This is a genomic window from Agarivorans sp. D1326 (assembly GCF_056958115.1).
Window position 1 is genome coordinate 141,429 of record NZ_JBTWEN010000005.1, and the last position, 23,170, is coordinate 164,598.

Here is a 23,170-nt window from a genome sequence, read left to right on the forward strand (position 1 = left end):
ACCATACCAGCCAAAACAGAAAAGGGCCTGGCGGCCCTTTTTCGTTACTTAAAAAGCTATGTTGTTATGGTGCCATAGTATCTACGTTTAGCACTAAATCACTAAAGTCATCGGTGGCTACTGCTGTGTAAACACCGCCGTTCTCGATAGTGGCCATGGTTTCAATTGCTGGGCTGTAAGTCGTATCGCTAGCTAGGATTACAGCGAAGGTATAGGTGCCACCCGCAACATTAAGTACCGCATTATCTTTAAAGTTAACCCCAGCTAACACTACGGTGTCTGCGCTAAAGTTGCCATCGGCAGAAGCATGAATATCAACTGGGCCTAAGTCACCTGCAGTTGGACTTGCATGCACTACGCGAACCTTAGAGTAAAGCGCTACCGAGCGTAAATCTTCACTAATAACCAGTGGTTCAATGGTGCTGTCAGTAATCGAGTTTAATTTGCCTACAGCATAGATACTGGTTTCGGCTCCCGCATCCAACATCACTCCTGGGGCATCAATAACCACTAAGCTGTTGTCTGCGCTGGCGGCAACACTCAGATCATAGCTAGCTGCAGCTAAATCACCGCTGCGAAATGGTGTTTCGTTAAAAGCAATTCCGGTAAAGCCAGTTACAGGAGCTCCGCTCGCCAATACATCAACCATCGGTGCATCATCTACTGCATGCACCACTCGTACATGGCTGGTTTCTGCCATATCACGCACTACCGAAACAGCGCTGCCATCGGCCAACAACACATTTACTGGCGATACTGAGCCCATGTCGCTATTTGGCACGGCTGTTAACATTAAATCGCTACCACCAGCTAACGCCACTTCGCCGCTATCAAAAACTACGGTTTTGCTGCCGGTTCCAGTAATGCGAATTCGGTAGGTATCGGCTGGAACGGTTACCGGTAAATCTGCGCTATCAACTTTAAATTCTAAGTTAGTAATTGCCGCGGCTTCGCTTGTAATATCAGCTGCTGTGGTTAAATAGATATCCACCCCACCCACATCTGGGTGACCATGTAATACATCAAGGCGCACGCTAGCTGCATCCACCGCGTCCCCGCTACGGCTTAGCACTACTGGTTCAATAGAAGCCGCATAGTTGAGGGCAATAATGTCGTATTGCATATCCGGAGAGAACTCTAAGTTTGCAGCTATCACTTCAGCATTATCACCAGGCAAAATGGCGTCAACGCTAATATCATAACTGCCAGATGCTACCGGTACCCAAGCACTGCCTTGGCGGTAATCCACCATACTCAGACCAGCGAAGGTTTCGCCATTGGCTTTAACTTCTACCATCGGAGCGTCGGCGCTTGCATGGGTTACGCGAACTGAGGACATTGGGGTTTCAATGTGGTCGTCATCACTACCGCAGGCTGCGAGTAATACAGCGGAGCTGAGTAGTAGACCTGATTTGGCAAGTTTCATGTTCTTTTCCTTAAGTATCTCTGTAGTGGTATCAGCCATTGAAACGCCAAGGAAATAAAATAAGATCACAAGAAAAACCGCAGATTGTTTATCGGCGACAAAGAACTTAGATGTGACAAAATGAGAAGCAAGCAAACAAAATAAACCGTAAAACATTGAAATAATTAAATTTTAAAATAACCCTCTTCTCAAAAATCACAAAGCAAATTTGTAACAGAAATGTTATATTTTTCTTGTTTGATTCAACAAAATACTTGAGCAATCATTCTCCTTTCCTCGATTTATTCCGCCTAAGCAAACTAAGTTTTTACTTATCTAATTTATTGTTGGGTTCATGAAATATTGCTCTGGATATCCTCGAATGTTAGCTAGCCCTCAAAAGCTCAAGCAACTTTCATGAAACCGCTTACTTTAAGGTGAATAAGCCACCAATTTAACTACTATAGGCTGCATAGAATGAATACTCAGCAAGCTGTGACGCTAAACCACTCACTAAAATTCTGAGTAACCAACAAATTGAAGTTAACTAGAGGAACAGCCGCATGTCGCAGCCGTATACCAATCCTTCGCTCAGCGTAGCCGAGCGAGTAGAAAACCTGTTGTCGCTAATGAGCGTGGAAGAAAAAGTGGGCCAAATGCTGCAATTGCCCGCCAACATGCCAGAAAACCTCGACAAACTTGAGAGCTGGAATGTGGGCAGTTATTTGCACTGCACTGGCACAATGGTTGAAGAGCTACAACAGCGTGCCGCCAAAACTCGCCTTGGTATTCCGCTTATTTTTGGTATTGATGCTATTCATGGCCATTGCTTTGAGAACAACGGCACGGTATTTCCAACACAATTAGCCTTGTCTTGTGCTTGGAGTAAACAACTAAGTCAAAGCATGGCTCGTGTTACCGCAATTGAAACCCGCGCCTGTGGCCTGCATTGGACCTTTTCACCAGTATTGTGTGTAGGCCGTGATAGCCGCTGGGGCCGCATAAATGAAACCTTTGGTGAAGACCCATGGTTAATTGGAGAGCTAGCCGCTGCTGCTGTGTATGGTTACCAAGGTGATAACTTAGCTTCACACGATACAATCTTGGCCTGTGCCAAACACTATGTAGCCTATGGCGAAGCCACCGGTGGTCGTGACGCTTATGAGGCCGAAGTCTCTCCTCGTAAGCTGCTTTCATTATTCCTACCGCCCTTTGAAAAAGCGGTAAAGGAAGCCAAAGTTGCCACATTAATGGTGGGTTACCAAGCAATCGATGGCGTACCTTGTAGTGCCAACAGTTGGTTACTGCGCGAAGTGCCTAAAAACCAGTGGGGAATGGACGGATTTATTGTTACCGATTGGGATAACATTGGTTCACTACACGACAAACAACGCGTAGCAGAAGACTTACGCCATGCTGCAAAAATCGCGGTTGAGTCAGGTAATGACATGATCATGACCACGCCGTCATTTTATCAACATACCATCGACTTAGTTAAAGATGGCGAACTAGATATAGCCTTAATCGACGACGCAGTATCGCGTATTCTTAAATACAAGTTTGAACTAGGTTTGTTTGAAGACTTCCGCTACACCGACCTAAGTAAGAAAGAACAAATATTAGGTAATGCCGAACACTGGCAAGCAGCACTAGAAGCCAGCCGCCAATCGCTAACCCTATTACAAAATAACGGCATTTTACCGCTATCAGATGCTTCTAAACCTAAGATTTTATTATGTGGCGCTAACGCCGATGATGTTGTGGCGCAGCTGGGTGATTGGTCATTTGGCTCTATGCAAGCGGGCGCAGCCGATGATAGCTACCACCAAAAAGACGCCATAACCTTACGCCAAGGTTTACAAGCCGCTTCTGATGCAGGACGTTGCGAACTAAGCTACGTACGCGGTGCAGCACCAGCCGAAGCTGAGTTTGAAGAAATAAGCAGTGCAGTAAGCGCTGCCAACAACAGCGACATCATCGTTGCCTGTGTTGGCGATACACTTAGCCAGCATGGCGAATTTCACGACCGCGCCGATCTAGATTTAAGTGGTCAGCAACAAGCGATGCTAGAAGCTCTTAAAGCCACTGGCAAACCGCTAGTTGTGGTATTTATGGCCTCTAAACCACTTACCATTGGCTGGGTAAAACAACACGCCGATGCCATTGTTTGTGCCTTTAACCCTGGCGCGAAAGGCGGCCAAGCGCTTAGCGAACTGCTATTTGGCGAACTAAACCCTAGCGGTAAACTCACCATTAGCTTCCCGCAACATGTGGGTCAATCTCCGGTTTACTACAACAAATATGAAGGCTGGCACGCCCGTCTATCGGAGCGCACCAATAACCAAGAGCGTTATATTGATATGCCTTTATTGCCTCTATTTAGTTTTGGTGAAGGCATTAGCTACAGTGAGTTTAGCTATAGTGACCTCGCCGTTAGTACACCTTGCTTAGCTGCCAACAAGGATCTAAGCCAAGGAGAGGCATTAAAAGTGTCGGTAAACATCAGCAACATTAGCCAACGCTCAGGTATAGAAATTGCGCAGTTATATATTCATGACTGCGCCGCTTCAGTTACTGTTCCAGTGTTACAGCTACGTGGTTTTGAGCGAGTAGAGTTAGCACCAGGAGAAACGCAACGAGTGGAATTTAGCGTGCCCTTTGCTGATTTAGCCTTAATCAACGCGCAACTACAAAAAGTGGTAGAGCCTGGTGCATTTAAAGTATTTGTAGGGCCTTCGTCTAAAGCAGAAGATTTGCTCTCAGCCGACTTTAAAGTAGCGTAAATCAAAGCCAGTTAACGCAACTCCTTCAATACAAAGCCTCTTAAGCTAGCTTGAGAGGCTTTTAAGCATCTGGGATCTGCAATAGTAAATCTGTCACGCCAAGGTCGATTCCACATTGACTGAGCAAGGTTGAGACTTGACCACGGTGATGGGTTTGATGATTAAAAAAGTGCAATACCAACAACTCAAAAGGTTTTTTCTGCGCCTCACCTTTGCTATTTGTGTAGCTTAATTCCTGCTGTAAATACTCGGGGCTTAGTTGCTCTGCAAAAGTTATTATCGCCATGTCCATGGCAACCCGAGCTTGCTCTAAGCTGGCGAAATCTTCATAGATAATCTCATTTAAGGCTTTAGGGCGAGGTAATACCGCTATGTCCGCTAAACTACTAAATCCTTTGGGGTGCTTAGCAAAACGCTGTAACCACAAGGTGTCGCCCACTAAAATATGGTTTAGCGTGGCAAAGATAGAACCAAAAAACGCTTTTCTATCCTGCTTTAGTTGCTGCTCGTTGAGTTGAGCAGCGCAAGCATATAGTTGGCGATTCATTACTTGATTGTATTGCGCCATTAGCGCAAAAGCAGTGCTCATTATAATTCCTTTAAATGGCAGCTAAGAAAACAATATTTTACTCGTGGTTCGCAGTGAATGTTGTCCATAAGCCTATAATGCTGACTTAGGCGCTGTTCATCAAATTCAAGGTTTGATAAACAACGCCTAAAAGCAGTCACTCAAAACTAGTGTTCCTCTTCTAACTCAGCTTCAAGTGCTTTGCTTGGTTCTTCGTCTGCAAAATAAGCCATGTCGCGGGTATTCTTTTGTACCGCAATGGCGGCAAACAAGCATAAGGCGTAAGCCATGGCATAGAAGCCCTTTTCACTTAAGGCTAACGTTGCGTTGAATAAGCCAATACTTAATAGCGCAACAGCTGCAGCTAATGAGAACCAGCTTAGGCCGTAGTAAATCGCAGTTACTTTAATGCCTTCTAGCTTGTCACGTACCGATTTCTGTAAAGACACCGATGAAAACAGTCCAAATAACAACAAGGTAAAGTAGTACCCCTTTTCGTTTAGCTGCATGTCGGCATTCCACAAGCCGATAAGGTAAGCGCCTGCACCTAGCATCAACGCGGCCCATGAAGCACCAATAAAGGCGGAGGTTGGTTTTGGTAAAGATTGCGATTTCATATCGTTATTATTCCTAAAGTTTAACGGTGCAGAATTACTATCCAATTGATTAATATAACCTAATTCTTTTTCTACTTGGTTCATAATCGTTCTCATATTGAATTTATTAAGATCTTGGTCAATCAATTACAGTAAAGGCTTATAAGCATCATGTTGATAAAGGACTACCGAGTGCTCCAATAATTTCTTCTCATCTAAGTAGCGCGCAATGCTAGTAAAGGTGGCTGTTTGCGGCGTACCATCGTGATCTTTGGTGGTCACTTCGTCTAAAAACAAACCGCCCATAAATAACTTAAAACTGTTTACCTTAATCGGTTGTGGGTTAAAGTCTGATTTAGCCAACCACTTCAGCTCTTCTCGGTCAGTGGTATCAAATATGCTGGCATTCAACATATCCAAAGTGTGCTCAGTACAATTTTGAAACTGTCCGTCAAACGGGTTCGCCAATACCGAGTAATTTGGGTTATGTACTACATGATTACCACCATTGTTTACTAGCGCTAATAAGCCAGCTTGTACTTCTTTATTTGGAATAATAATGCCGGCTTTTAAGCTGTGAGCTCCCCAGAAAAAGTCCACCGGATAATCGGTGACCAAGCTACTGTGGCCTAAATCCCCTTGGTTTTGGTACAAGTTATAAATTGCATAACCTTTGGTGGTCTCGCCAGAGTCGAGTGTAATGTTCGAGTACACGGCCAAGGCGGTGTGAGTAAATTGCACGCCTTTGGGTAAATCTTCCTGCGGGCGACCTACTCGACCAATAATAAATACGTTGGCTCGATGTTTAGCAGCATATTTTTCTACTTCTTTAGAAAACTTAGCAATAGCTTCTGGCTGATGCTTGGCATCTTCCGCTGGCGCGCTGCCAGCGTAACTGCCAACACTCGTTACGGTAAAAACTGCGGCAATAATAAGTTTCTTTATAGTTTTCATGAAAATATCCCTATGTTTATTATCTTGGCTTATTGAATAACGATGATGTCGCCGATTTCAAAAGGCACTGGCGCTCCTGCCTTCTCTGCTATACCTGCCGCACTCACTGTTGCAGTGCTCCCTACCACCGCAACCGATGCAGCAGGAACAGCTACGGAAGCGCCAACGGGACCACTCTCTGCGGCACTTTTACCAACTTGGCTACCAACATTTGTACTTAAGCCACCAACTAACATTACCGGCGTAGTGGCAGCACTCACGGCTACTTGACCACTGCCTTTTAGCCCTGTTGAACCGGCTAAGGCTGAATGCTTGGCTGATTGATTAAAGTTCTGGCCTGACTCGGTAGCGACAACATTTAAGCTAGTAAGGGCGATAGAGGTGATAAAAAGTGATTTCCATAGTTTCATTTGATAATTCCTTTGTTGTAACAATTAAGAGCAGATTAGTGGGCAGCGCCAACAATAACTTCGTCGCCAATTTCAAAAGGCACCGGCACATTGGCTTCTTCAGCAATGTGTTGCGTGCCACTGGCCACACCGCGGCTTACTTCTGCTACACCACCACTTACCAACATAACCGGAGTAGCTACCGCGCTAACCGCAACTTGACCACTACCGGCTGCTCCAGCTGAAGCTGCCAGTGCAGAATACTTTGCAGATTGACTTAAGTTTTCGAGAGACCCAACAGCTACAGCATTCAAGCTAGTAAGGGCGATAGAGGTGATAAAAACTGATTTCCATAATTTCATAATAATTCCCTGCTGGTTAAGTTCGCATTAACCATAAAGTCCAGGAAATTCAGTGTAAACGGCGCTGTATTATGTTTATTATGAATAAACACTAAGTATAGTATTTGTATACCATGAGCCAGTTAAAGCAGATCCGCGACACCCTTAAACAAGTTTTTCGCCAACAAGGTTTAACCTATAAAGACGTTGCTCAGCGCTTAAACATGAGTGAAGCCAACGTAAAGCGTATGTTCTCTACCAATAGTTTCTCTTTAGAGCGTTTAGAGGAAATGTGCCACATTGTTGAACTCAACCTGATTGACTTGTTTCTACTGGCAGACCAAGAAAAAGAAAAGCTTACCCACTTAACACGTGAACAAGAACAAGAGCTTATCGACGACCATAAACTGTTTTTGGTGGCGGTATGTGTAAGAGACTCTTGGACCTTCGATGAGATAATTCAGCGCTATGACTTAAGCGAACATGAGTGCATTCGTTTAATGGCGCGCTTGGATAAACTTAAAATGATCCAGCTGCTACCAAACAATGCCTATAAGCTACTTATCGCTCAGGATTTTCGCTGGCTGCCGAATGGCCCGCTAGAGCGCTTCATGGAACAAATTGTACTGGCCGAGTTTATGAATTCACGCTTTAACGGCGACGATAGCTTCCGCTTTTACCTACGTGGCCACTATTCACAAAGCTCTATTGAGATTATTTTGCGCAAACTTAATCAACTAACTAAAGAAGCCGCTACGCTCAATCAACAAGATGCCTCGTTACCCTTAGATAAACGCCGCCATACCGGCATGTTGTTAGCGCTGCGGCCATGGGAAATTTCAATCTTTGAAAAGCTCGCCCGTGACAACAAAAACGCTAGTTAAGCCAAAAGCTTAGGCATACACTATTAATCTATCACGATAAGTGAACCACAATATTAAGGATGAGTAATGCTTTGTTTAACCCACCTTTTTCGTAAACCCGCTAGTTTATTGCTAGGGGTTGTAAGCTTGGGCATTAGCTCGTTGAGCATGGCACAAGGCTTCACTGAAAACTGTGTAAACATTAACTCTCAGCAGGAGTTAATTGAGCAATACATTGAACAAGCTCCCTATCGCCAAGCTCTTCCCAGTAAAACCGCTACCTTTTCTTATTCTCAAGATCAAAGCTACCAAGCCTATTTAGATTATGCCCAGAACCTGATTGCTCAACGTAATCCACGGGCAATGATGAGCTGCCCGCTATCTAGCCAAAGCTATCAGTTACTCGCCAAGCAACAACAGTGGTTAGGCATGCCAAAAGTGGTACAGCTTATTGCCCCCTTTGAACTTAGCCACACCGATAACAGCAAAGCCGTGTTGCTCATTCACGGCTTAACCGATTCTCCATATCATTTTCACGATTTAGCCTGGCATTTTTACCAACAAGGTTACGATGTAAGAACACTACTACTTCCTGGCCATGGCACCGCGCCTTCAGATTTAGTTAACGTTACTTATAAGCAATGGCAGCAAGCGGCTGATTATGCCATTGAGCGCACCGCAAAAGATTATCAGCAGGTTTATCTAGGCGGGTTCTCTACCGGCGGAGCGCTAATTCTTAACCACCTTTTGGAACAGCCAGACAATAAACCAGCCATTAAAGGTGTGATGTTGTGGTCTCCTGCCTCCCAAGCCAGCAGCGGCGTAGCGTGGATGGCAAAATATGTTAGCTGGTTAAGCACATGGTTAGATAAAGAAGGGGACATTGATTTTGCTAAGTACGAGTCTTTTCCCTACAACGCTGGTGCTCAAGTTCATGGCTTAATGAAACGCATGAACAAACGCTTGGCTAAAGCCGATACACTGCCAGATATTCCCTTGCTAGTTGTTGCCAGCGAACACGACCAAACCATTAGCACCGCTGCCACTCTAGAACTATTAGGTCAATGGCAAAGCAAACAAACTGGCGCGGCTAAATCTGCCAATCACCTAGTTTATTATGGGGAACAAAGCAGTATTCCAGAAGCGCTAGACAGTCAGGTAATGATAGAGTTTCCGAGTTGCACAACGGCCTCTTGCTCAGCAGTAAAAGACGTTGCGCACACGGCCACTATTAATGCACCCAGTAACCCACATTATGGGGAAAATGGTCACTACCGCAATTGCAGCCATTACTTAGCCGATTTACCTAGCTACCAGCAATGCAAGCAATCTAAGAGCGTGGTGAAAGGTGAAAAAACCGAGCATAACTTAGCGCAATACCCACATTTACAGCGTTTGAGCTACAACCCTTATTATCAGCAAATGCTTCGCAGCATTGAGCAATTCATGCAATAAGCGCTATGCCTGCACGTCTGCGGGCATTTTCATTCCTTCCGGAAGCTGGTAGTGATTGTGCAGCTGATATTGATTGCGGCCACTTCGCTTGGCAATGTATAAGGCTTTATCGGCGTACTTACACAAGGATGAAAAGTCATGATCGATTGCCGAGCTGGCAACGCCCACGCTACAAGTAAGGTACATAGAACTTAAGGATTCTGGGTGGGCAATATGCAGGTCCTCTAAATGTTGCACAATTTGTTGCGCTAAATTGCTGGCCTGCTCCTCGCTCATACAACCTGCCAATACAAACTCTTCGCCTCCCATGCGCCCTACAACGAGTTGATGGGGTTTCGCCAAGGTATTCAATAATTCACCAAAGCGGCGTAAGGCTTGGTCTCCCATCGCATGGCCCATACTGTCGTTAAGCAACTTAAAATAATCTAAATCGCAATACAAAACCGAAAAGGCGCGCTGGCCACTTTGAGCTAACAAGGCTTCAGCTTTTTCATCAAAGGCGTGACGACGTAAACACAAACTTAGCTGATCAACCTCGGCAATATGTTTTAGCTGCCTACGCTGGTTTATTAATTGGTTGAATACACCAACACGGTGACTAAACAAAATCAGCGCTACAATCGAGCTCATGCCCAAACCAAAGGCAAAATGCACTACCGTGTTAGTGTCTTGTTCCATCTGCACAACTAAGGTAGACCATCCAGCGGCAGCCACCAACAGGGCCAGCAACAACAGGGTGCGTTCAATCATAAAGCCACCAGTTGCAACAACGACTAACATCAAGGTACTACTTTGAATAATGTCCTCAGTGAGTGCCATGTGGGTTAAGGAATTCGCCAGCATTAATGCCACGACAACCAAATGCATCGCGGTAGTAGCTGGGTTAATAATCTTGGGTAAATAGCGAGTACTAACATAAATAAGCAAGCTAGAGGCCAACGCCATACTCGCTAAAATCCAACGCTGAGTCGGCTCATCTATAACCAGAAGGTGAGAAATCCCCAAAATTAAATACACTGCACTAACCACATAAGCCAAGCGTAAGCTTTGTGGTAATGCCAGCTCTTGCTGCTGTTGATATTTGTCTTTGCTATAAGGCTGCAACAAATCTGACTTTTTGAGTTTCTCTAACAATCTCTTGACTCCGATAGCTCAATTTTTCCCTTGCTTCAAACTGTAGCAACAATTGAACTTTAAATTTGGTAAAACCTTACCACTGGTAAATTGATTCCGGAGCTTAACTGAAACACCGACTAGGCTGAACACAATCTAGTCAATAAATGAGAAAAAATATCAAATTTGGTTATAAACCCTCATTTTTTCGCTGCAGCGTCGCTTAAAAGCGACACCTTTTAAACGATAATCCTGCTACCTGAGTGGGTTGAGCAAGTTTTCGCCATACCTTTAAAAAGCCTAAGCCATGACTAAATAAACCAATGCCCATGCCTAACATTGGCCAAAAAAACCACCATGGTCCTCCGGTTAGCCAATCAATCAAAAACAACATACAGCTAATCGAAATATAACTCCCCGCATGGATTTTAAAGGCTAATAGTTTTTTCCATTGCGCGCGTCGCTGTTGCTGCTGTTGTTGCCACAACTTGAGCGCAGCTTCGGTTTGTTTGGCATCCAATCCAGATTGCTCAGCAATATCAAACAGTTCAGACTCACTAACAAAGTTTTGCTGGTCTTGTTGCTGGCGTAAGGCCAAAGCAATAATTTGTTCTAACTGTTGCGGCGAATAACTATTGTTCATGTTGGTGTCCTAGCCCATGTAACTTTAAGTAAACATAACGCGCCAGCTTGTGCCTATCGATGTTTTGCGACCGAGTGTTTAAATCACCGATAGAAGGTTATATTCAAAGATAAGCGACACTAAAAATAGCGGTTGCCAACAGTCACTCAGCAGGACAAACCAAGACAAAAAAACAACAAAAACAAGTTAAACAAAGCATTAAACTGCAATTTTGTATAAAATAGGATTTATTAACTCAAATCAAAGCAAAGGGGAGCCTCATTCACTATGCTGGTTTGATAAGTTTATTTTTTGGTCACTTTAGGTGATTAATCACAACGAAACTAACTAAACCGGAGAGTTTAGAAAAACCTAGAGGTATATATGAGTTCTACCACTACCAGTGAGCCAGCCCCAAATAAGGGCGGTATCGCACGCTTCTTAGACACTATTGAGCGTGTAGGTAATAAATTGCCTGATCCAGCAATGCTATTCCTTGGATTGATGTTTTTTGTATGGCTGCTTTCCGCCGGCCTATCTTATCTAAGTTTCAGCGAAATTGATCCTCGCAGTAGCGAAACCATCGTCATTAACAACCTGCTTAGCGCCGAGTGGCTTACCACTTGGATGACCAACATGGTTAAAATCTTCACCGGTTTTGCGCCATTGGGCGTAGTGCTCGTAGCAGTATTAGGTGTAGGTGTTGCAGAGCGCTCCGGCTACATTAACGCAGCCTTAAAAGCGATGTTAAAAGTAACGCCAGCCAAAATGATTACTCCCGCAGTAGTATTGATTGGCGTTATTTCTAGCGTGGCTACCGATGCAGGTTACGTGGTAGTTATTCCTTTAGCTGGGGTAATTTTCCACGCTATGGGTCGCCACCCTATTGCAGGTATCACCGCTGCCTTTGCCGGTGTATCTGGCGGTTTTTGTGCTAACTTTATCCCCTCTGGTTTAGACCCTTTACTACAAAGCTTTACCCAAAGCTCGGCGCAACTGTCAGACCCAGACATGATGGTTAACCCGCTAAATAACTGGTTCTTTGCTTCTGCTTCTTGTTTACCGATTGTGGCTACCATTTGGTACATCACCGATAAAATCGTTGAGCCTCGCCTACAAAAAAATAGCCCGATAGCCGACGATTTAGACGTAGCTTCTGACATGCACTCTACCAGCAAGCAAGAAACCTTCGCGTTTCGTGTAGCAAGCTTAGTAATGTTAGCCTTAATCGGCTTATTGGTTGCAGCCGCATGGGGAGAAGGTTCTAGCTTACGTGACGCAGACGGCTCGCTCACGAGCTTCAGCGCACCAATGATGCAAATCATCGTGCCACTTATCTTCATCTTCTTTGTGATTCCAGGCGTGGTATTTGGCTACTTAAACGGTAGCTTCAAAAACTCTGATGACGTAGTGGCAGCCATGTCTAAAACCATGGAAACCATGGGCCACTACATTGTTATGGCCTTCTTCTGCTCGATGTTTGTATGGGCTTTTGGTCAATCTAACATTGGCGTACTTATGGCGGTGAAAGGTGCTAACTTCCTGCAAGCCATTGGTATGGGCGCACCAGCAACCATTGTAGGCATGATTGTGTTGGTGGTGTTAATTAACTTAGCAGTGGGTTCTTCATCAGCTAAATGGGCATTAATTTCGCCAGTTCTAGTGCCAATGCTAATGCAAATGAACATCTCACCAGACTTAGTGCAGGCCGCTTACCGCGTGGGTGATTCTAGCTCTAACATCATCACTCCATTAATGCCTTACTTCCCATTGGTTGTAGTGTACTGTCAGAAATACGTAAAAGGCACCGGCATCGGTACTTTAGTAGCTACCATGCTGCCATACTCTATTGCTCTGGCCATTTTCTGGACGATATTCCTACTGGCTTATTGGGCACTAGGTTTACCACTGGGTCTTGGCGCAAGCTACGTATACCCAGCTCCTCTGTAGCAGTATGTAATTCACTATTGAAACTAAAAAACGCGCCCAAAGGCGCGTTTTTTTATGCTGCTATAACCTTACCCCGCTAACCACATTGGCAAGGCTAAAGAGACTTGCGGAATAAATGTAGTGAGCACTAAGGCGACTAAAATAGCGATATAAAACGGCCATATCGATTTTACTGCTGATTCCATCGGTACCTTACCCACCGCACAACCAACAAATAAACATGCACCTACTGGTGGCGTGCATAAACCTAGCCCTAAGTTCATCATTAAAATCATGCCAAACTGCAAAGGGTCGATACCTAATGATTGCGCCACAGGCAAAAATATTGGCGTACAAATTAATATCAACGCTGCCATGTCCATCACCATACCTAACAGCAACAACATCAGGTTAATCAGCAAAATGATCACAATCGGGTTATCGGAAATACCACTAAGAAAATCAATCATTTTGCTCGGCACTTGGAAGTAAGTAAGCATGTAAGCAAAGGCTGCTGCGCAGGCGATTAACACCATCACCATCGAGGTGGTTTTCACCGAGTTAACCACCGCCGTTTTGAACTTGTCCCAGGTAAGTTGACGATAAACCACTACTGTAACCACCAGCGCGTAAATAGTGCCAAAGGCGCCAGATTCAGTCACAGTGAATACGCCCGATAACACCCCGCCCACAATAATTACTGCGGTAAGCAAACCCGGTAAGGCCACGACAAAGTGAGTAAATAACACCACAAAACCGGGGAACTTTTCCGCTGAATAGCCGCGCTTCACCGCAACGATGTAAGCGGTAATCGCTAAACATACACACATTAATACGCCAGGCACCACGCCGGCTAAAAACAGCTGGGAAATAGAAATACCACCGCCGGCTGCTACAGCATACAAAATCATATTGTGGCTAGGCGGGATCATAATGCCGGCAATCGAAGACGTTACCGTTACATTCACTGCATAGTCTTCGTCGTAACCTTTTTTCTTCATTACTGGAATGAGTATCGAGCCTAATGCAGAAATATCAGCCACCGCCGACCCCGAGATGCCGCCAAATAACATCGAAGACATAACATTCACTACACCTAAGCCGCCGCGCACCGCTCCAACCGCCGACGACGCAAAACGCACTAAGCGCATGGCGATACCGCCGTGAAACATCAATTCACCAGCAAAAATAAAAAACGGGATAGCCATTAAAGAAAACACGCTAATGCCAGCAGTAATACGCTGAAACGCAATTAGCAGCGGTAATCCTTCGTAAGCAAAAGCAGATACCGCAGCAATGCCTAAAGCAAACGCCACTGGCGTGCCAATAATCACCCCAATTACAAACACAGCCATCAAAATAACTAAACCCATAACCTAATCCTTTAGTACCGCTAGCGCATAAGGGCCGCTTTTACCCGATGAAATAAATGAATAAGATGACCAATTGAATAAAGCAAAACCAAGCCGCCACATAGCATAATGGGAATTGCTCTAATCCCTTCAGGCACACCCAGCAAGGGGATGTCAGAACCCCACTTAAACAGCATTAGTTGATAACTGTTTACCATCATTACGCAGCCAAATATGGCTAGAGAAAGTTGCGAAATTAGCTGGAATAGCTGCTGTAACCAAAAGGGGCTGCGGTCGTAAAAAAAAGACACGCCCAAGTGAGTGTTTTTATGAATACCTACCGAGGCTCCCAAAAATGCAATCAACACCACCAGCAACAGCGATAGTTGCTCTACCCAAGTGGGTGTGGAGTTAAGCACATATCGGCCAAACACCAACCAGCCAAAAGTTAATGTAAGCACCACTAAAGCAATCCCTGCCACTAGTAAACTAAGCTGACTTAAATAATCAAGAAACCGATCGTAGCGCGAGCGCTTAAGCGCATCAGCTTGCTCAAACATAAGCACCTCTAAATAACAAAAAAGCACCACCCTTAATCAAGTCATTGATTAAAGGTGGCGACGAGAACTCGATTACTTAGTGTTTTTAATCAACATAACCAAAGGCTTAAGCTCTGGGTTCTCACCCAAATACTTGTCATACACTGGTTGCATCGCTAATTGGAAAGGTTCTTTTTCGCTAATTTCGTTTAGCTTAACACCGGCTTTAACGACCTTATCTCGGCTAAATGCTTCGCGTTGCGCCCACAAATCTCGCTGCACTTGAGCAGACTCTTGCGCTGCTTCTATTAACATTTGCTGCTGCGCCTCTGGCAGACGTCGGAATGCACTGGCATTTACACATAGGCACTGGGGAATAATTAGATGTTGTGATAACGAGTAGTAACCGGCCACTTCAAAATGTCCCATCGACTCATATTCAGGCCATCCATTTTCGGCACCATCAACAACACCGGTTTTAAGCGACTGATACACTTCTGCATAAGCAATTGGAGAAGGGTTACCACCTAGCGCCGACACCATGCCAGAATACAAATCATTGTTCATCACCCGCACTTTCATGCCGGTAATATCTGCAGGTTGAGTAATCGGTTTTTTGGAGTTATAAAACGAGCGCGCTCCTGCGTCGTACCAAGCTAAGCTAATTAAGCCTTTTTTCTCCATAGCGGCATTAATTTGATCGCCTACTGCGCCGTCCATCGCTTTGTGCATATGGGCGACATCGTCAAATACAAAAGGTAGCGATAATACATTAGCCTCTTTCACTATCGGGCCAATAGGGCCAAGGCTAAAGTTGCCAATTTCTAAGCCGCCAATGCGCACTTGTTCAATGGCGTCGGGTTGATTGCCTAATACGCCAGCATGGTACATTTTAATACTAAAATCGCCGTTGGATTTCTGCTCGACCAACTCAGCAAATTTATCCATGCCCACGGTGTTTGGGTAACCCGCCTTGTGAATATTCCAGCCTTTCCACTCTGTAGCCTGTGCGCTAACACTTAAGCCTAGTGCCAAACTTAGTAAACTAGCCGAAAGTAACGCTTTGTTACGCTGTTTCATGTCCCGTCTCCAAATCATCCATAATTCACGCGCGCACAATCCAAACCTTGGAACAGCTGAGCGAGCCGCATAGATTGGCAACGCCAATCACTAGGGTCTGTTGATCTTTGCTGATGGTTTTTGCAGCAATTTATTAGCCATTTAGGCAAGGCAGTGAGTGTGCAGTTAAGTGGGCTTAATAATCACTCGCTAACGCTGAATAAATGGCTAAGAAATGCTGCCCCAAGGGTTCGGATAAGCGAACTTTACTCTTTGTTAAGCACTTCTTACTTAGCCCACTAGGCTTCAAAGTGCTCGCCGCGATTAAAGCCCGCTTATCTCGAACAAAATTTCAACACCAAAGATCAACAGACCCTGGTAATACAATATTGCTAATGATTGGATTTTAGACAAGCTGGATAGCAAATATTTATAAAGTAAATGCGAACAACACATCAAATAGACGAAAGGAGTAGAAGAGTAATAGCTAAACTAAGAGCCACGCCACAGATTGGTATTACTTTATGATGTAAAGAAATTTAATCGGCTAGTTATCGGGGTACACCACAACCCCTAAGCTTTCTATTAAGGCCTCCATTTGCCAGCTAAAAATCTTTACCCCAGACAAATCTATCTGGCGTATATCAATACCGGCAATATCAGCATTACGTAGCTCCACTCATAAATCTTCATTTGTAGAAGTATTAACCTTTACCTCTGTTACTTGTCAAAGTCGCAGTTCTAAACCGTAATCTAAGTGCATTAGTAGTACGTTTTTTCGTTCCGATAACAGTTTAAGCTTTGTAACCTTGCTACTATTAACCTACATAATTGTTTGGCCGGATTCGGTCCGATAACCTTACGATTGTGAGAAATGCTTGTTAATGACTAGCCAGGGGCGAACTCCGCTTAGCAAGGTACTACATTTCGCCGATCGAGCTAGTACCTCGAGAACAATCCTGCAGTTTAAGGTGTACAACTTGAACTAAGGGCGTCTTGGCCAGGGACGTAAAACTTTGGGAATTAATTTTCCTAGGCGCCTAGGAAGTTAGCGAGATCAACCCATGTTGGAATTTATGACTTCTTATGCTTGGTTTTCTATCGATATTGCCGAAATTATTGCTGCTGTAGCGGTGTTAGTTAAAGTGATGAAGTAGTTGACCTTTGATGTGGGCGGCAACTGTCGCCCACTATCAACTTTTTTTTTCTCGCCTTCTTTTTTCGAAAGTAAGGCTTCTTGCCTGCAGGTTTAGCCAAACCAGCAAAAGCCTGTGCGTTAACACTGGCACTTTGTTCAACCAATTGGCTCAGCTGGCCTTGCATGCCTTGCATAAAACCTTGGTAACTTTGGGCTTTTTGACTAATGGCATTAAGCTGAGTTTCCCAGTGGGCGGTCATGTCTGGCCAAGTGCACAACGCTGGGAGCGCATTGATTAAGGCCTTGCCACTGTCACTGGCGTGAATTTGTTTGGCCTGGCGCACTAAAAAGCCACGCTTGAATAACAGTTCAAGAATGCCCGCTCGCGTAGCTTCGGTGCCTAAGCCATCGGTATCTTTTAACACCGCTTTTAAGCTGGGATCTTGCACGTATTTAGCAATGCCGGTCATAGCCGCTAGCAAGGTGGCATCGGTAAAGGCTTTAGGAGGCTGGGTTTGTTTATCTAGCACTTTAGCATCCACACACTGCACCACTTGTCCTTGCTTTAGCGGTGGCAGAGTAGCCATGTCTTCTGCCGACTTTTTCTGCGGAAACAATGCCTTCCAACCTAGCTCTTTAATCTGGTTAGCCGTAGCTTTAAAGTGCCCATCGGCAATAACAATATTGGCTTCGGTATGGGCGTACTGGTAGTGCGGATAAAACTGCAGTAGATATTGGCGGGCAATCAGCTCATACACATTGCGTTCAGCCTCACCTAATTTCGCCACTGCATAACGTTTTTCGGTAGGAATAATCGCATGGTGGGCGTCAACTTTAGCATCATTCCAAGCCTTGCTGCGTTTTGTTAAATCGGCGTCTACACAGGCCTTTTCTAAGTGCTGACTATTAGCCTGAATAGCACCTACCACCTTAGGGGCTTCGGCATGATGCTGTTTGGGTAAATAACGGCTGTCGGAGCGAGGGTAAGTAATTAAGTTATGTCGTTCGTACAAACCCTGACATATATCCAAAACCTGTTTGGCGCTATAAGCAAAACGTTTGGCTGCATCAATTTGCAAACTGGATAAATTGTAAGGCAGCGGTGGCGCTTGTTGTTTATCTTGCTGTTTAAGTGATTGCACCAAGCCCGCTTGCTGATTCACCCGTTTAACCACATGCTCTGCCAGAGGCCGACTAAGCACCCGCCCTTCATCATCTTGATAAGGTTCACAAGCTTCACTAGGTTGCCACAACGCGGTAAAAGCTTCTGCTTGCTCGGTGTGCAGATGGGCTTCTACTTGGTAATAGGGGCGACTAACAAATTCGGCGATCTCTTGGTCACGCCGTACCACTAAACCCAAAATGGGGGTTTGTACTCGCCCAACCGACAGAACTCCTGAGTAACCTTGCTGCTGGCCTTTTAGGGTATAAGCGCGAGTTAGATTAATGCCATATAACCAATCGGCGCGAGAGCGCGCCAATGCAGAGGTAGAAAGTGCTGAGAACTCTTGATTGGATTTTAGCTGTTTTAAGGCGCGACTGACTGCCGCTGGGTTTAAATCACTAATCAACAAGCGCTGGCATTGCTGCTTAAGTGCCACTTTGGCTTTGCTGTGTTCAATCACTAAATCCACCAGCAATTGGCCTTCACGGTCAGGGTCACCGGCATGCACAATACTGCTGGCTTGCTTCACTAAGCTTTTAATCGCTTTAAGCTGCGAAGCGGTTTTAGATTTGGCTTTCCATTGCCATTTGTCGGGGAAAATAGGTAAGTGTTCTAAGCGCCATTGCTTAAATTTGGCATCGTAATGTTCTGGTTCGGCTTGCTCCAACAAGTGACCAATGCACCAAGTTACGCAATCGCCATTGGCCAGCTGAATATAGCCATTATGCTTTTGTTGAGGTTTAGGCAATACCGCGGCGATAGCGCGGGCAAGGCTAGGTTTTTCGGCAATATATAAACGCAATGGACTACAACAACTGTGATTTTATACAGTTATTGTAGTCACTTTTAACACTTAGCCAAGCATTTGTTGGCTAAGTTTGAGGGTAGCAGCCACATTTTTAGCAGATACAAATAGGTTTTGCTCGGCTTCGCTTAATGCTTGAGAAAGATCGCAAGGCCCAGGCACTACCGAAAATACCGCATCAATACCGTGTTCATGCACCACTTCATAACCAGGCAACATCGCCCCGGCTAAGGCAATCACCGGCACTTCAAATTGCATGGCTATTTGCGCTGCGCCATAGGGCGTTTTACCGGCAATGGTTTGGCTATCAATTCGCCCTTCACCGGTTATCAATAAATCCGCCCCTTCTAAACTAGCCGCCAAATCCACAGCTTCGGTAACGATTTGCACACCAGGGCGTAATTCGGCCTGCATGAAAGCTAATAAGGCCGCGCCCATCCCACCAGCTGCGCCACTGCCAGCAACATGCATAATATCAATGCCAAATTGGCTAAATACTACCGAAGAAAAGCGGCCTAAAGCGGTATCAAGCTGGCGAATCATCTCGGGGCTTGCGCCCTTTTGTGGGCCAAATACCGCACTAGCACCGTGTTCGCCACACAGTGGATTGTCTACATCACAGGCTACTTCAATGTCTACATCGGCTAAGCGAGGATCTAAGCCCGAGATATCAATGCTTTCTAAATCAATTAACTCGGCACCACCACGTTTTAAGGGCTTGTTGAATTTGTCATAGAACTGCGCGCCTAAGGCTTGCAACATACCAACACCAGCATCGTTAGTTGCACTGCCACCCAAACCAATAATTAGCTTACTTGCCCCAGCATCTAAGGCGGCGCTAATCAGCTCGCCAGTTCCATAGCTAGAGGTTTTACGCGGATCTCGCAAGGCCGGTTCAACAAGGTGCAAACCTGAGGCTGCGGCCATTTCAATTACCGCGGTTTGCTTGTCACCTAATACACCAAAAAAAGCTTCAACTTGATTACCACGTGGCCCGGCGGCCAACACTGGCATGATTTGCCCATTGGTGGCATCGACCATGGCTTGCACAGTACCTTCGCCACCATCGGCCAAGGGCACCTTGCAATATTCGGCATCGGGAAATACTTGCTGGAAGCCTTGTTCTATCATCTCGGCCGCTTCCATGGCGCTTAGACTTTCTTTAAATGAATCGGGCGCAATTACTATTTTCATCGGCTTTCCTTTTCAATCTATAGGCTGGCTGCAAGTTACTGCTGGGGCAGACAATCTTGGGTATAACTGCGGATCTGCTCACTCAGTTGTTTCATTAACTTACCTGCTAATTGCCAGTGATGCCAGTACAACGGCACCCTAACTTGTAGGCTAGGTGTAAGGTTAATTAAACTTCCATCATCCAGATGTTTAGCCACTTGCAAGCTTGAGTTAAGGCTATAGGCACCACTGGCTAAAGCCAGTTCCATAAAGGCTTCAGAAGAGCGTACTGTATGGCAAGGGTACTGCCCTGGGCTTAAAGAAAAATGCTCTAACAAAAATTGAATATGCATATCATCGTGCTGGTCAAACGACATGCCTGGCGCATGGCTTAAACTGTCTCTGTTCACTCCCTTTGGAAAAAATCGCCGCACAAAATCAGGCGTAGCCACACACAAATATTCCATATAGCCCAAGAAATGACTATCACTGCCAGCAACAGGTGTTGCATGACTAGTGACACAGGCCAACACCTCACCACTGCGCATACGTTGCCAAGTGCGCGATTCATCTTCAACGTATAAATTCATCTCTACTCGTTGCTGTTGCAGGGTAGGTGTAAGTGCCGGAATTAGCCAGCTAGCAAGGCTGTCGGCATTAACTGCTAAGGGCAAGGCCTGCACCCGAGTTTCATCTACATTAAGCTGGTTAACTAGCTCGGTTTCTAGCTGTACCACGCGCTGATAATGCCCTAGCAATTGCTGGCCTAGCTCTGTAGGCATTAGCGGCTGAGAGCGAATTAACAACGGTTGGCCCACTTGGCTCTCTAGCGCTTTAATCCGCTGAGAAATGGCCGACTGAGTAAGATGCAAACGTTGAGCGGCTCGTTCAAAACTCTGCTCACTTAACACCGAGTCCAAGGCTTTTAACAACTTATAATCAATATCACTCAACTTCATTAGTAAAACTTATCTAGCATTAAAATTATTAGATATATTAAAGCAGATCTTATGGTTATAGTCCTGCCATTGTTTTTGACGAGCTTAACTAATGATTGCGACTTACTTCACCGGCCTTAGCTTAATGGCAACTCTGATCATGCCCATCGGCATGCAAAATGCGTTTGTATTAAACCAAGGCATTCGCCGTCGCCATCACTTGTTAGTGGCAAGCTTTTGCTCATTAGCCGATGTGTTTTTCATGTGTTTAGGGGTGTGGGGCGGCGCCAAACTGTTTAGCGCCTACCCTTGGTTGTTGTACACCATTAGCATACTAGGCGCTGGCTTTATGATGATGTATGGCTTTCAGTGTTTACAACGCGCTTGGCGAGGTGAAAGCAGCTTGGAGCAAGGTGAAGCTAAACATGAAGTAAAAGCAATTATTCTGGCCTGCTGCGCCTTTACCTTTTTAAACCCCCACGTCTACATCGATACAATCGTAATCTTGGGTGGATTTGCCGCTAACATTAACGTGGAACAGCGACCGATGTTTGTTGCCGGCGGAGTGAGTGCTTCATTTTTGTGGTTCTTTGGATTAGCGCTATTAGGAGCTAAATTAGCCCCTTGGTTAGCCAAGCCGCGTGCCCAGCAAGTTATCGACAGCTTAATTGGTTTAATGATGTTTGGTTTAGCCATTTACTTGCTCAAGTTTGTATTTGGCTAAATTTGATAGTTCTCCCGCTTGCCAATGTCGTAGTGCATTGGCTGGCGACACTTCTGGTAAGCAATATAAATGGCCAACGCTGCAATACTCAATAACAACAAACCACGCAAGCTTAACCAAGGGCTAAAACGCAATAGGTAGTCAACAATTAACAAGACGCCTAACCAACGTAGCCAGCCTAATTGAAAACAAAAGCTCTCCTTAAATGCCAAGGCACCTACTACCAAGTAGAAACAAGCCAGCGCGGCATGAGAAAGCACCGGCCAATGCCACAGGTAAAATGCCATTGCTAACCATAGCCCCAGCCACGCAGCCCCTTGCACTAAATGACGAATAGCTTTGCTATATAAGTGTAAATTAAAGGCTTGTAATGCAATGGCTGCAGCCAATAACCACAAGGGCTGCCACATCACACCAAGCAGCAAGGCTTTATAGGCTGCAGCAGCAAAACTAAAACACAGTAATAACCAACCAACACGATAGAGGCTCACGCTAATTTTATCGATAGTATCTAGCTGTTCTTGATGCCCTACATCGGCCATGGCGTCACTCCTTTACTGCTATTAACGAGTTAGTGTGATTGGTATCAATGCCTACTTAAGTCTCTGGCTAAAATCAGCGCCAAGCCAATAATTTGCAGAAACAAAGCTAAGTTACGTAGGCTAGAGATCCAGCCCATTTGCTCGGTGTAATCATCCATCAAATCGAGATTTTGCAAATACCAATTATCAATTCGATTACGTTGTTGATCTTGGGCTTTAGCGATCTGGTCATCTAAGAGTGGAAGATTCTCTAGATCAAGAGGAGGCAACGACGCCATATCTAACCAATATTTTAAATCGTTTTGCAGCAAAGCTTGAACTTGGGACGGAATGGTTTGCTGATTGTGAGCAGCACTGGTGAGTAAGCTTAAAATAAGCTCTCGTTTGCGTTCTAAGGCATCTATTTGCAACCAAGTTTGTCTAATTAGGTTATCGTTGGCGGTTTGTTGCTGTACCAATTTGTGGGCGTCTTGGCTGACTCGGTCGATATAAAAATTGGTCATTAGCGCAGCCACTACATTGAATAGCAATCCAATAGAAACCAACACTTGCGTACGTGTGATTGACCAAGCCATAACCCTTCCCTTCGCCACTAAAAGCTCAAGCTAAGATACAACAAGCACCTCTGCTAGCTGCCCGCTTAGTTGCTTAGCGGCCTTGTTGTTTTGAACCTATCAACTAAGACCTGCTTTAAGCGGTTTGCATTTCTTATCGTCC

General features: G+C 45.1%; 22 protein-coding genes. 5 read left to right on the forward strand and 17 right to left on the reverse strand.

Features of this window, described 5'->3' with window-relative positions; all coding sequences use genetic code 11:
- Window positions 1-64 precede the first annotated feature (64 nt).
- Complete coding sequence (locus tag ACYFDN_RS11480; RefSeq protein WP_483511207.1) at window positions 65-1,426, reverse strand: DUF4397 domain-containing protein; 1,362 nt, start codon at window positions 1,424-1,426, stop codon at window positions 65-67.
- A gap of 542 nt (window positions 1,427-1,968) precedes the next feature.
- On the opposite strand from ACYFDN_RS11480, the gene ACYFDN_RS11485 reads away from it, so the two are divergent.
- Window positions 1,969-4,188, forward strand: coding sequence for a glycoside hydrolase family 3 N-terminal domain-containing protein (locus ACYFDN_RS11485; protein ID WP_483511208.1), 2,220 nt, complete (start codon window positions 1,969-1,971; stop codon window positions 4,186-4,188).
- Window positions 4,189-4,249: 61 nt separating this feature from the next.
- On the opposite strand, the gene ACYFDN_RS11490 is transcribed toward ACYFDN_RS11485, so the two are convergent.
- The 5 genes from ACYFDN_RS11490 to ACYFDN_RS11510 form a co-directional block, all read right to left on the reverse strand.
- On the reverse strand, window positions 4,250-4,777 hold the full coding sequence (locus tag ACYFDN_RS11490) for a DinB family protein (protein ID WP_483511210.1): 528 nt from the start codon (window positions 4,775-4,777) through the stop codon (window positions 4,250-4,252).
- A gap of 146 nt (window positions 4,778-4,923) precedes the next feature.
- On the reverse strand, window positions 4,924-5,373 hold the full coding sequence (gene yiaA, locus ACYFDN_RS11495) for an inner membrane protein YiaA (protein ID WP_483511212.1): 450 nt from the start codon (window positions 5,371-5,373) through the stop codon (window positions 4,924-4,926).
- A gap of 126 nt (window positions 5,374-5,499) precedes the next feature.
- Entirely contained in the window at window positions 5,500-6,306 is an 807-nt protein-coding gene (locus ACYFDN_RS11500) for a DUF2145 domain-containing protein (RefSeq protein ID WP_483511213.1), read from the reverse strand.
- 29 nt (window positions 6,307-6,335) lie between these two features.
- On the reverse strand, window positions 6,336-6,716 hold the full coding sequence (locus ACYFDN_RS11505) for a hypothetical protein (protein ID WP_016402338.1): 381 nt from the start codon (window positions 6,714-6,716) through the stop codon (window positions 6,336-6,338).
- A gap of 35 nt (window positions 6,717-6,751) precedes the next feature.
- Entirely contained in the window at window positions 6,752-7,057 is a 306-nt protein-coding gene (locus ACYFDN_RS11510) for a hypothetical protein (RefSeq protein ID WP_472589364.1), read from the reverse strand.
- A gap of 113 nt (window positions 7,058-7,170) precedes the next feature.
- Between ACYFDN_RS11510 and ACYFDN_RS11515 the strand changes: the two genes are divergently transcribed.
- Together ACYFDN_RS11515 and ACYFDN_RS11520 are read left to right on the forward strand one after the other, a co-directional pair.
- On the forward strand, window positions 7,171-7,920 hold the full coding sequence (locus tag ACYFDN_RS11515; RefSeq protein ID WP_016402340.1) for a helix-turn-helix domain-containing protein: 750 nt from the start codon (window positions 7,171-7,173) through the stop codon (window positions 7,918-7,920).
- A 66-nt stretch (window positions 7,921-7,986) separates the two neighbouring features.
- The gene (locus ACYFDN_RS11520; RefSeq protein ID WP_483511216.1) at window positions 7,987-9,354 is read left to right on the forward strand and encodes an alpha/beta hydrolase; all 1,368 of its coding nucleotides are present in this window, start codon (window positions 7,987-7,989) and stop codon (window positions 9,352-9,354) included.
- Window positions 9,355-9,357: 3 nt separating this feature from the next.
- Here the strand turns inward: ACYFDN_RS11520 and ACYFDN_RS11525 are convergent, their stop codons facing one another.
- Window positions 9,358-10,488, reverse strand: coding sequence for a GGDEF domain-containing protein (locus tag ACYFDN_RS11525; RefSeq protein WP_483511217.1), 1,131 nt, complete (start codon window positions 10,486-10,488; stop codon window positions 9,358-9,360).
- Window positions 10,489-10,690: 202 nt separating this feature from the next.
- The gene (locus ACYFDN_RS11530) at window positions 10,691-11,110 is read right to left on the reverse strand and encodes a 2TM domain-containing protein (RefSeq protein WP_406609715.1); all 420 of its coding nucleotides are present in this window, start codon (window positions 11,108-11,110) and stop codon (window positions 10,691-10,693) included.
- Between the two features lie 363 nt (window positions 11,111-11,473).
- Between ACYFDN_RS11530 and ACYFDN_RS11535 the strand changes: the two genes are divergently transcribed.
- On the forward strand, window positions 11,474-13,039 hold the full coding sequence (locus ACYFDN_RS11535) for an AbgT family transporter (protein WP_016402344.1): 1,566 nt from the start codon (window positions 11,474-11,476) through the stop codon (window positions 13,037-13,039).
- A gap of 68 nt (window positions 13,040-13,107) precedes the next feature.
- Here the strand turns inward: ACYFDN_RS11535 and ACYFDN_RS11540 are convergent, their stop codons facing one another.
- From ACYFDN_RS11540 to ACYFDN_RS11570, 7 genes are all read right to left on the reverse strand, one after another.
- The gene (locus ACYFDN_RS11540; RefSeq protein ID WP_016402345.1) at window positions 13,108-14,391 is read right to left on the reverse strand and encodes a TRAP transporter large permease; all 1,284 of its coding nucleotides are present in this window, start codon (window positions 14,389-14,391) and stop codon (window positions 13,108-13,110) included.
- Between the two features lie 20 nt (window positions 14,392-14,411).
- A complete protein-coding gene (locus ACYFDN_RS11545) occupies window positions 14,412-14,930 on the reverse strand; it encodes a TRAP transporter small permease (RefSeq protein ID WP_016402346.1) in 519 nt (172 codons plus the stop codon).
- A gap of 72 nt (window positions 14,931-15,002) precedes the next feature.
- Complete coding sequence (locus tag ACYFDN_RS11550) at window positions 15,003-15,989, reverse strand: TRAP transporter substrate-binding protein (RefSeq protein WP_221075067.1); 987 nt, start codon at window positions 15,987-15,989, stop codon at window positions 15,003-15,005.
- Between the two features lie 526 nt (window positions 15,990-16,515).
- Window positions 16,516-16,647 carry a hypothetical protein gene (locus tag ACYFDN_RS11555; protein ID WP_472589368.1) on the reverse strand — a complete coding sequence of 44 codons (132 nt, stop codon included), beginning with the start codon at window positions 16,645-16,647 and terminating at the stop codon, window positions 16,516-16,518.
- Window positions 16,648-17,108: 461 nt separating this feature from the next.
- Window positions 17,109-19,073, reverse strand: a complete 1,965-nt coding sequence (locus ACYFDN_RS11560; protein ID WP_483511218.1) for a DNA topoisomerase III — start codon at window positions 19,071-19,073, stop codon at window positions 17,109-17,111.
- Between the two features lie 51 nt (window positions 19,074-19,124).
- Window positions 19,125-20,270: a glycerate kinase gene (locus tag ACYFDN_RS11565; protein ID WP_483511220.1), complete on the reverse strand. Its 1,146-nt coding sequence runs from the start codon at window positions 20,268-20,270 to the stop codon at window positions 19,125-19,127.
- A gap of 35 nt (window positions 20,271-20,305) precedes the next feature.
- Complete coding sequence (locus ACYFDN_RS11570) at window positions 20,306-21,208, reverse strand: LysR family transcriptional regulator ArgP (RefSeq protein ID WP_483511221.1); 903 nt, start codon at window positions 21,206-21,208, stop codon at window positions 20,306-20,308.
- Between the two features lie 91 nt (window positions 21,209-21,299).
- On the opposite strand from ACYFDN_RS11570, the gene ACYFDN_RS11575 reads away from it, so the two are divergent.
- Entirely contained in the window at window positions 21,300-21,911 is a 612-nt protein-coding gene (locus ACYFDN_RS11575) for a LysE/ArgO family amino acid transporter (protein WP_483511222.1), read from the forward strand.
- Here ACYFDN_RS11575 and ACYFDN_RS11580 read toward each other — a convergent pair.
- Complete coding sequence (locus ACYFDN_RS11580) at window positions 21,908-22,453, reverse strand: hypothetical protein (protein ID WP_483511224.1); 546 nt, start codon at window positions 22,451-22,453, stop codon at window positions 21,908-21,910. The genes ACYFDN_RS11575 and ACYFDN_RS11580 overlap by 4 nt on opposite strands.
- A 44-nt stretch (window positions 22,454-22,497) precedes the next feature.
- Window positions 22,498-23,028 (reverse strand): hypothetical protein, encoded by a 531-nt coding sequence (locus tag ACYFDN_RS11585; RefSeq protein WP_483511225.1) that lies wholly within the window; start codon window positions 23,026-23,028, stop codon window positions 22,498-22,500.
- Between the last annotated feature and the right edge of the window lie 142 nt (window positions 23,029-23,170).

Coding starts and splice junctions, on each gene's coding strand:
- ACYFDN_RS11480 (WP_483511207.1), bottom strand. CDS start 1,426: ATGAAACTTGCCAAATCAGGTCTACTACTCAGCTCCGCTGTATTACTC.
- ACYFDN_RS11485 (WP_483511208.1), top strand. CDS start 1,969: ATGTCGCAGCCGTATACCAATCCTTCGCTCAGCGTAGCCGAGCGAGTA.
- ACYFDN_RS11490 (WP_483511210.1), bottom strand. CDS start 4,777: ATGAGCACTGCTTTTGCGCTAATGGCGCAATACAATCAAGTAATGAAT.
- yiaA (WP_483511212.1), bottom strand. CDS start 5,373: ATGAAATCGCAATCTTTACCAAAACCAACCTCCGCCTTTATTGGTGCT.
- ACYFDN_RS11500 (WP_483511213.1), bottom strand. CDS start 6,306: ATGAAAACTATAAAGAAACTTATTATTGCCGCAGTTTTTACCGTAACG.
- ACYFDN_RS11505 (WP_016402338.1), bottom strand. CDS start 6,716: ATGAAACTATGGAAATCACTTTTTATCACCTCTATCGCCCTTACTAGC.
- ACYFDN_RS11510 (WP_472589364.1), bottom strand. CDS start 7,057: ATGAAATTATGGAAATCAGTTTTTATCACCTCTATCGCCCTTACTAGC.
- ACYFDN_RS11515 (WP_016402340.1), top strand. CDS start 7,171: ATGAGCCAGTTAAAGCAGATCCGCGACACCCTTAAACAAGTTTTTCGC.
- ACYFDN_RS11520 (WP_483511216.1), top strand. CDS start 7,987: ATGCTTTGTTTAACCCACCTTTTTCGTAAACCCGCTAGTTTATTGCTA.
- ACYFDN_RS11530 (WP_406609715.1), bottom strand. CDS start 11,110: ATGAACAATAGTTATTCGCCGCAACAGTTAGAACAAATTATTGCTTTG.
- ACYFDN_RS11535 (WP_016402344.1), top strand. CDS start 11,474: ATGAGTTCTACCACTACCAGTGAGCCAGCCCCAAATAAGGGCGGTATC.
- ACYFDN_RS11540 (WP_016402345.1), bottom strand. CDS start 14,391: ATGGGTTTAGTTATTTTGATGGCTGTGTTTGTAATTGGGGTGATTATT.
- ACYFDN_RS11545 (WP_016402346.1), bottom strand. CDS start 14,930: ATGTTTGAGCAAGCTGATGCGCTTAAGCGCTCGCGCTACGATCGGTTT.
- ACYFDN_RS11550 (WP_221075067.1), bottom strand. CDS start 15,989: ATGAAACAGCGTAACAAAGCGTTACTTTCGGCTAGTTTACTAAGTTTG.
- ACYFDN_RS11565 (WP_483511220.1), bottom strand. CDS start 20,270: ATGAAAATAGTAATTGCGCCCGATTCATTTAAAGAAAGTCTAAGCGCC.
- ACYFDN_RS11570 (WP_483511221.1), bottom strand. CDS start 21,208: ATGAAGTTGAGTGATATTGATTATAAGTTGTTAAAAGCCTTGGACTCG.
- ACYFDN_RS11575 (WP_483511222.1), top strand. CDS start 21,300: ATGATTGCGACTTACTTCACCGGCCTTAGCTTAATGGCAACTCTGATC.
- ACYFDN_RS11580 (WP_483511224.1), bottom strand. CDS start 22,453: ATGGCCGATGTAGGGCATCAAGAACAGCTAGATACTATCGATAAAATT.
- ACYFDN_RS11585 (WP_483511225.1), bottom strand. CDS start 23,028: ATGGCTTGGTCAATCACACGTACGCAAGTGTTGGTTTCTATTGGATTG.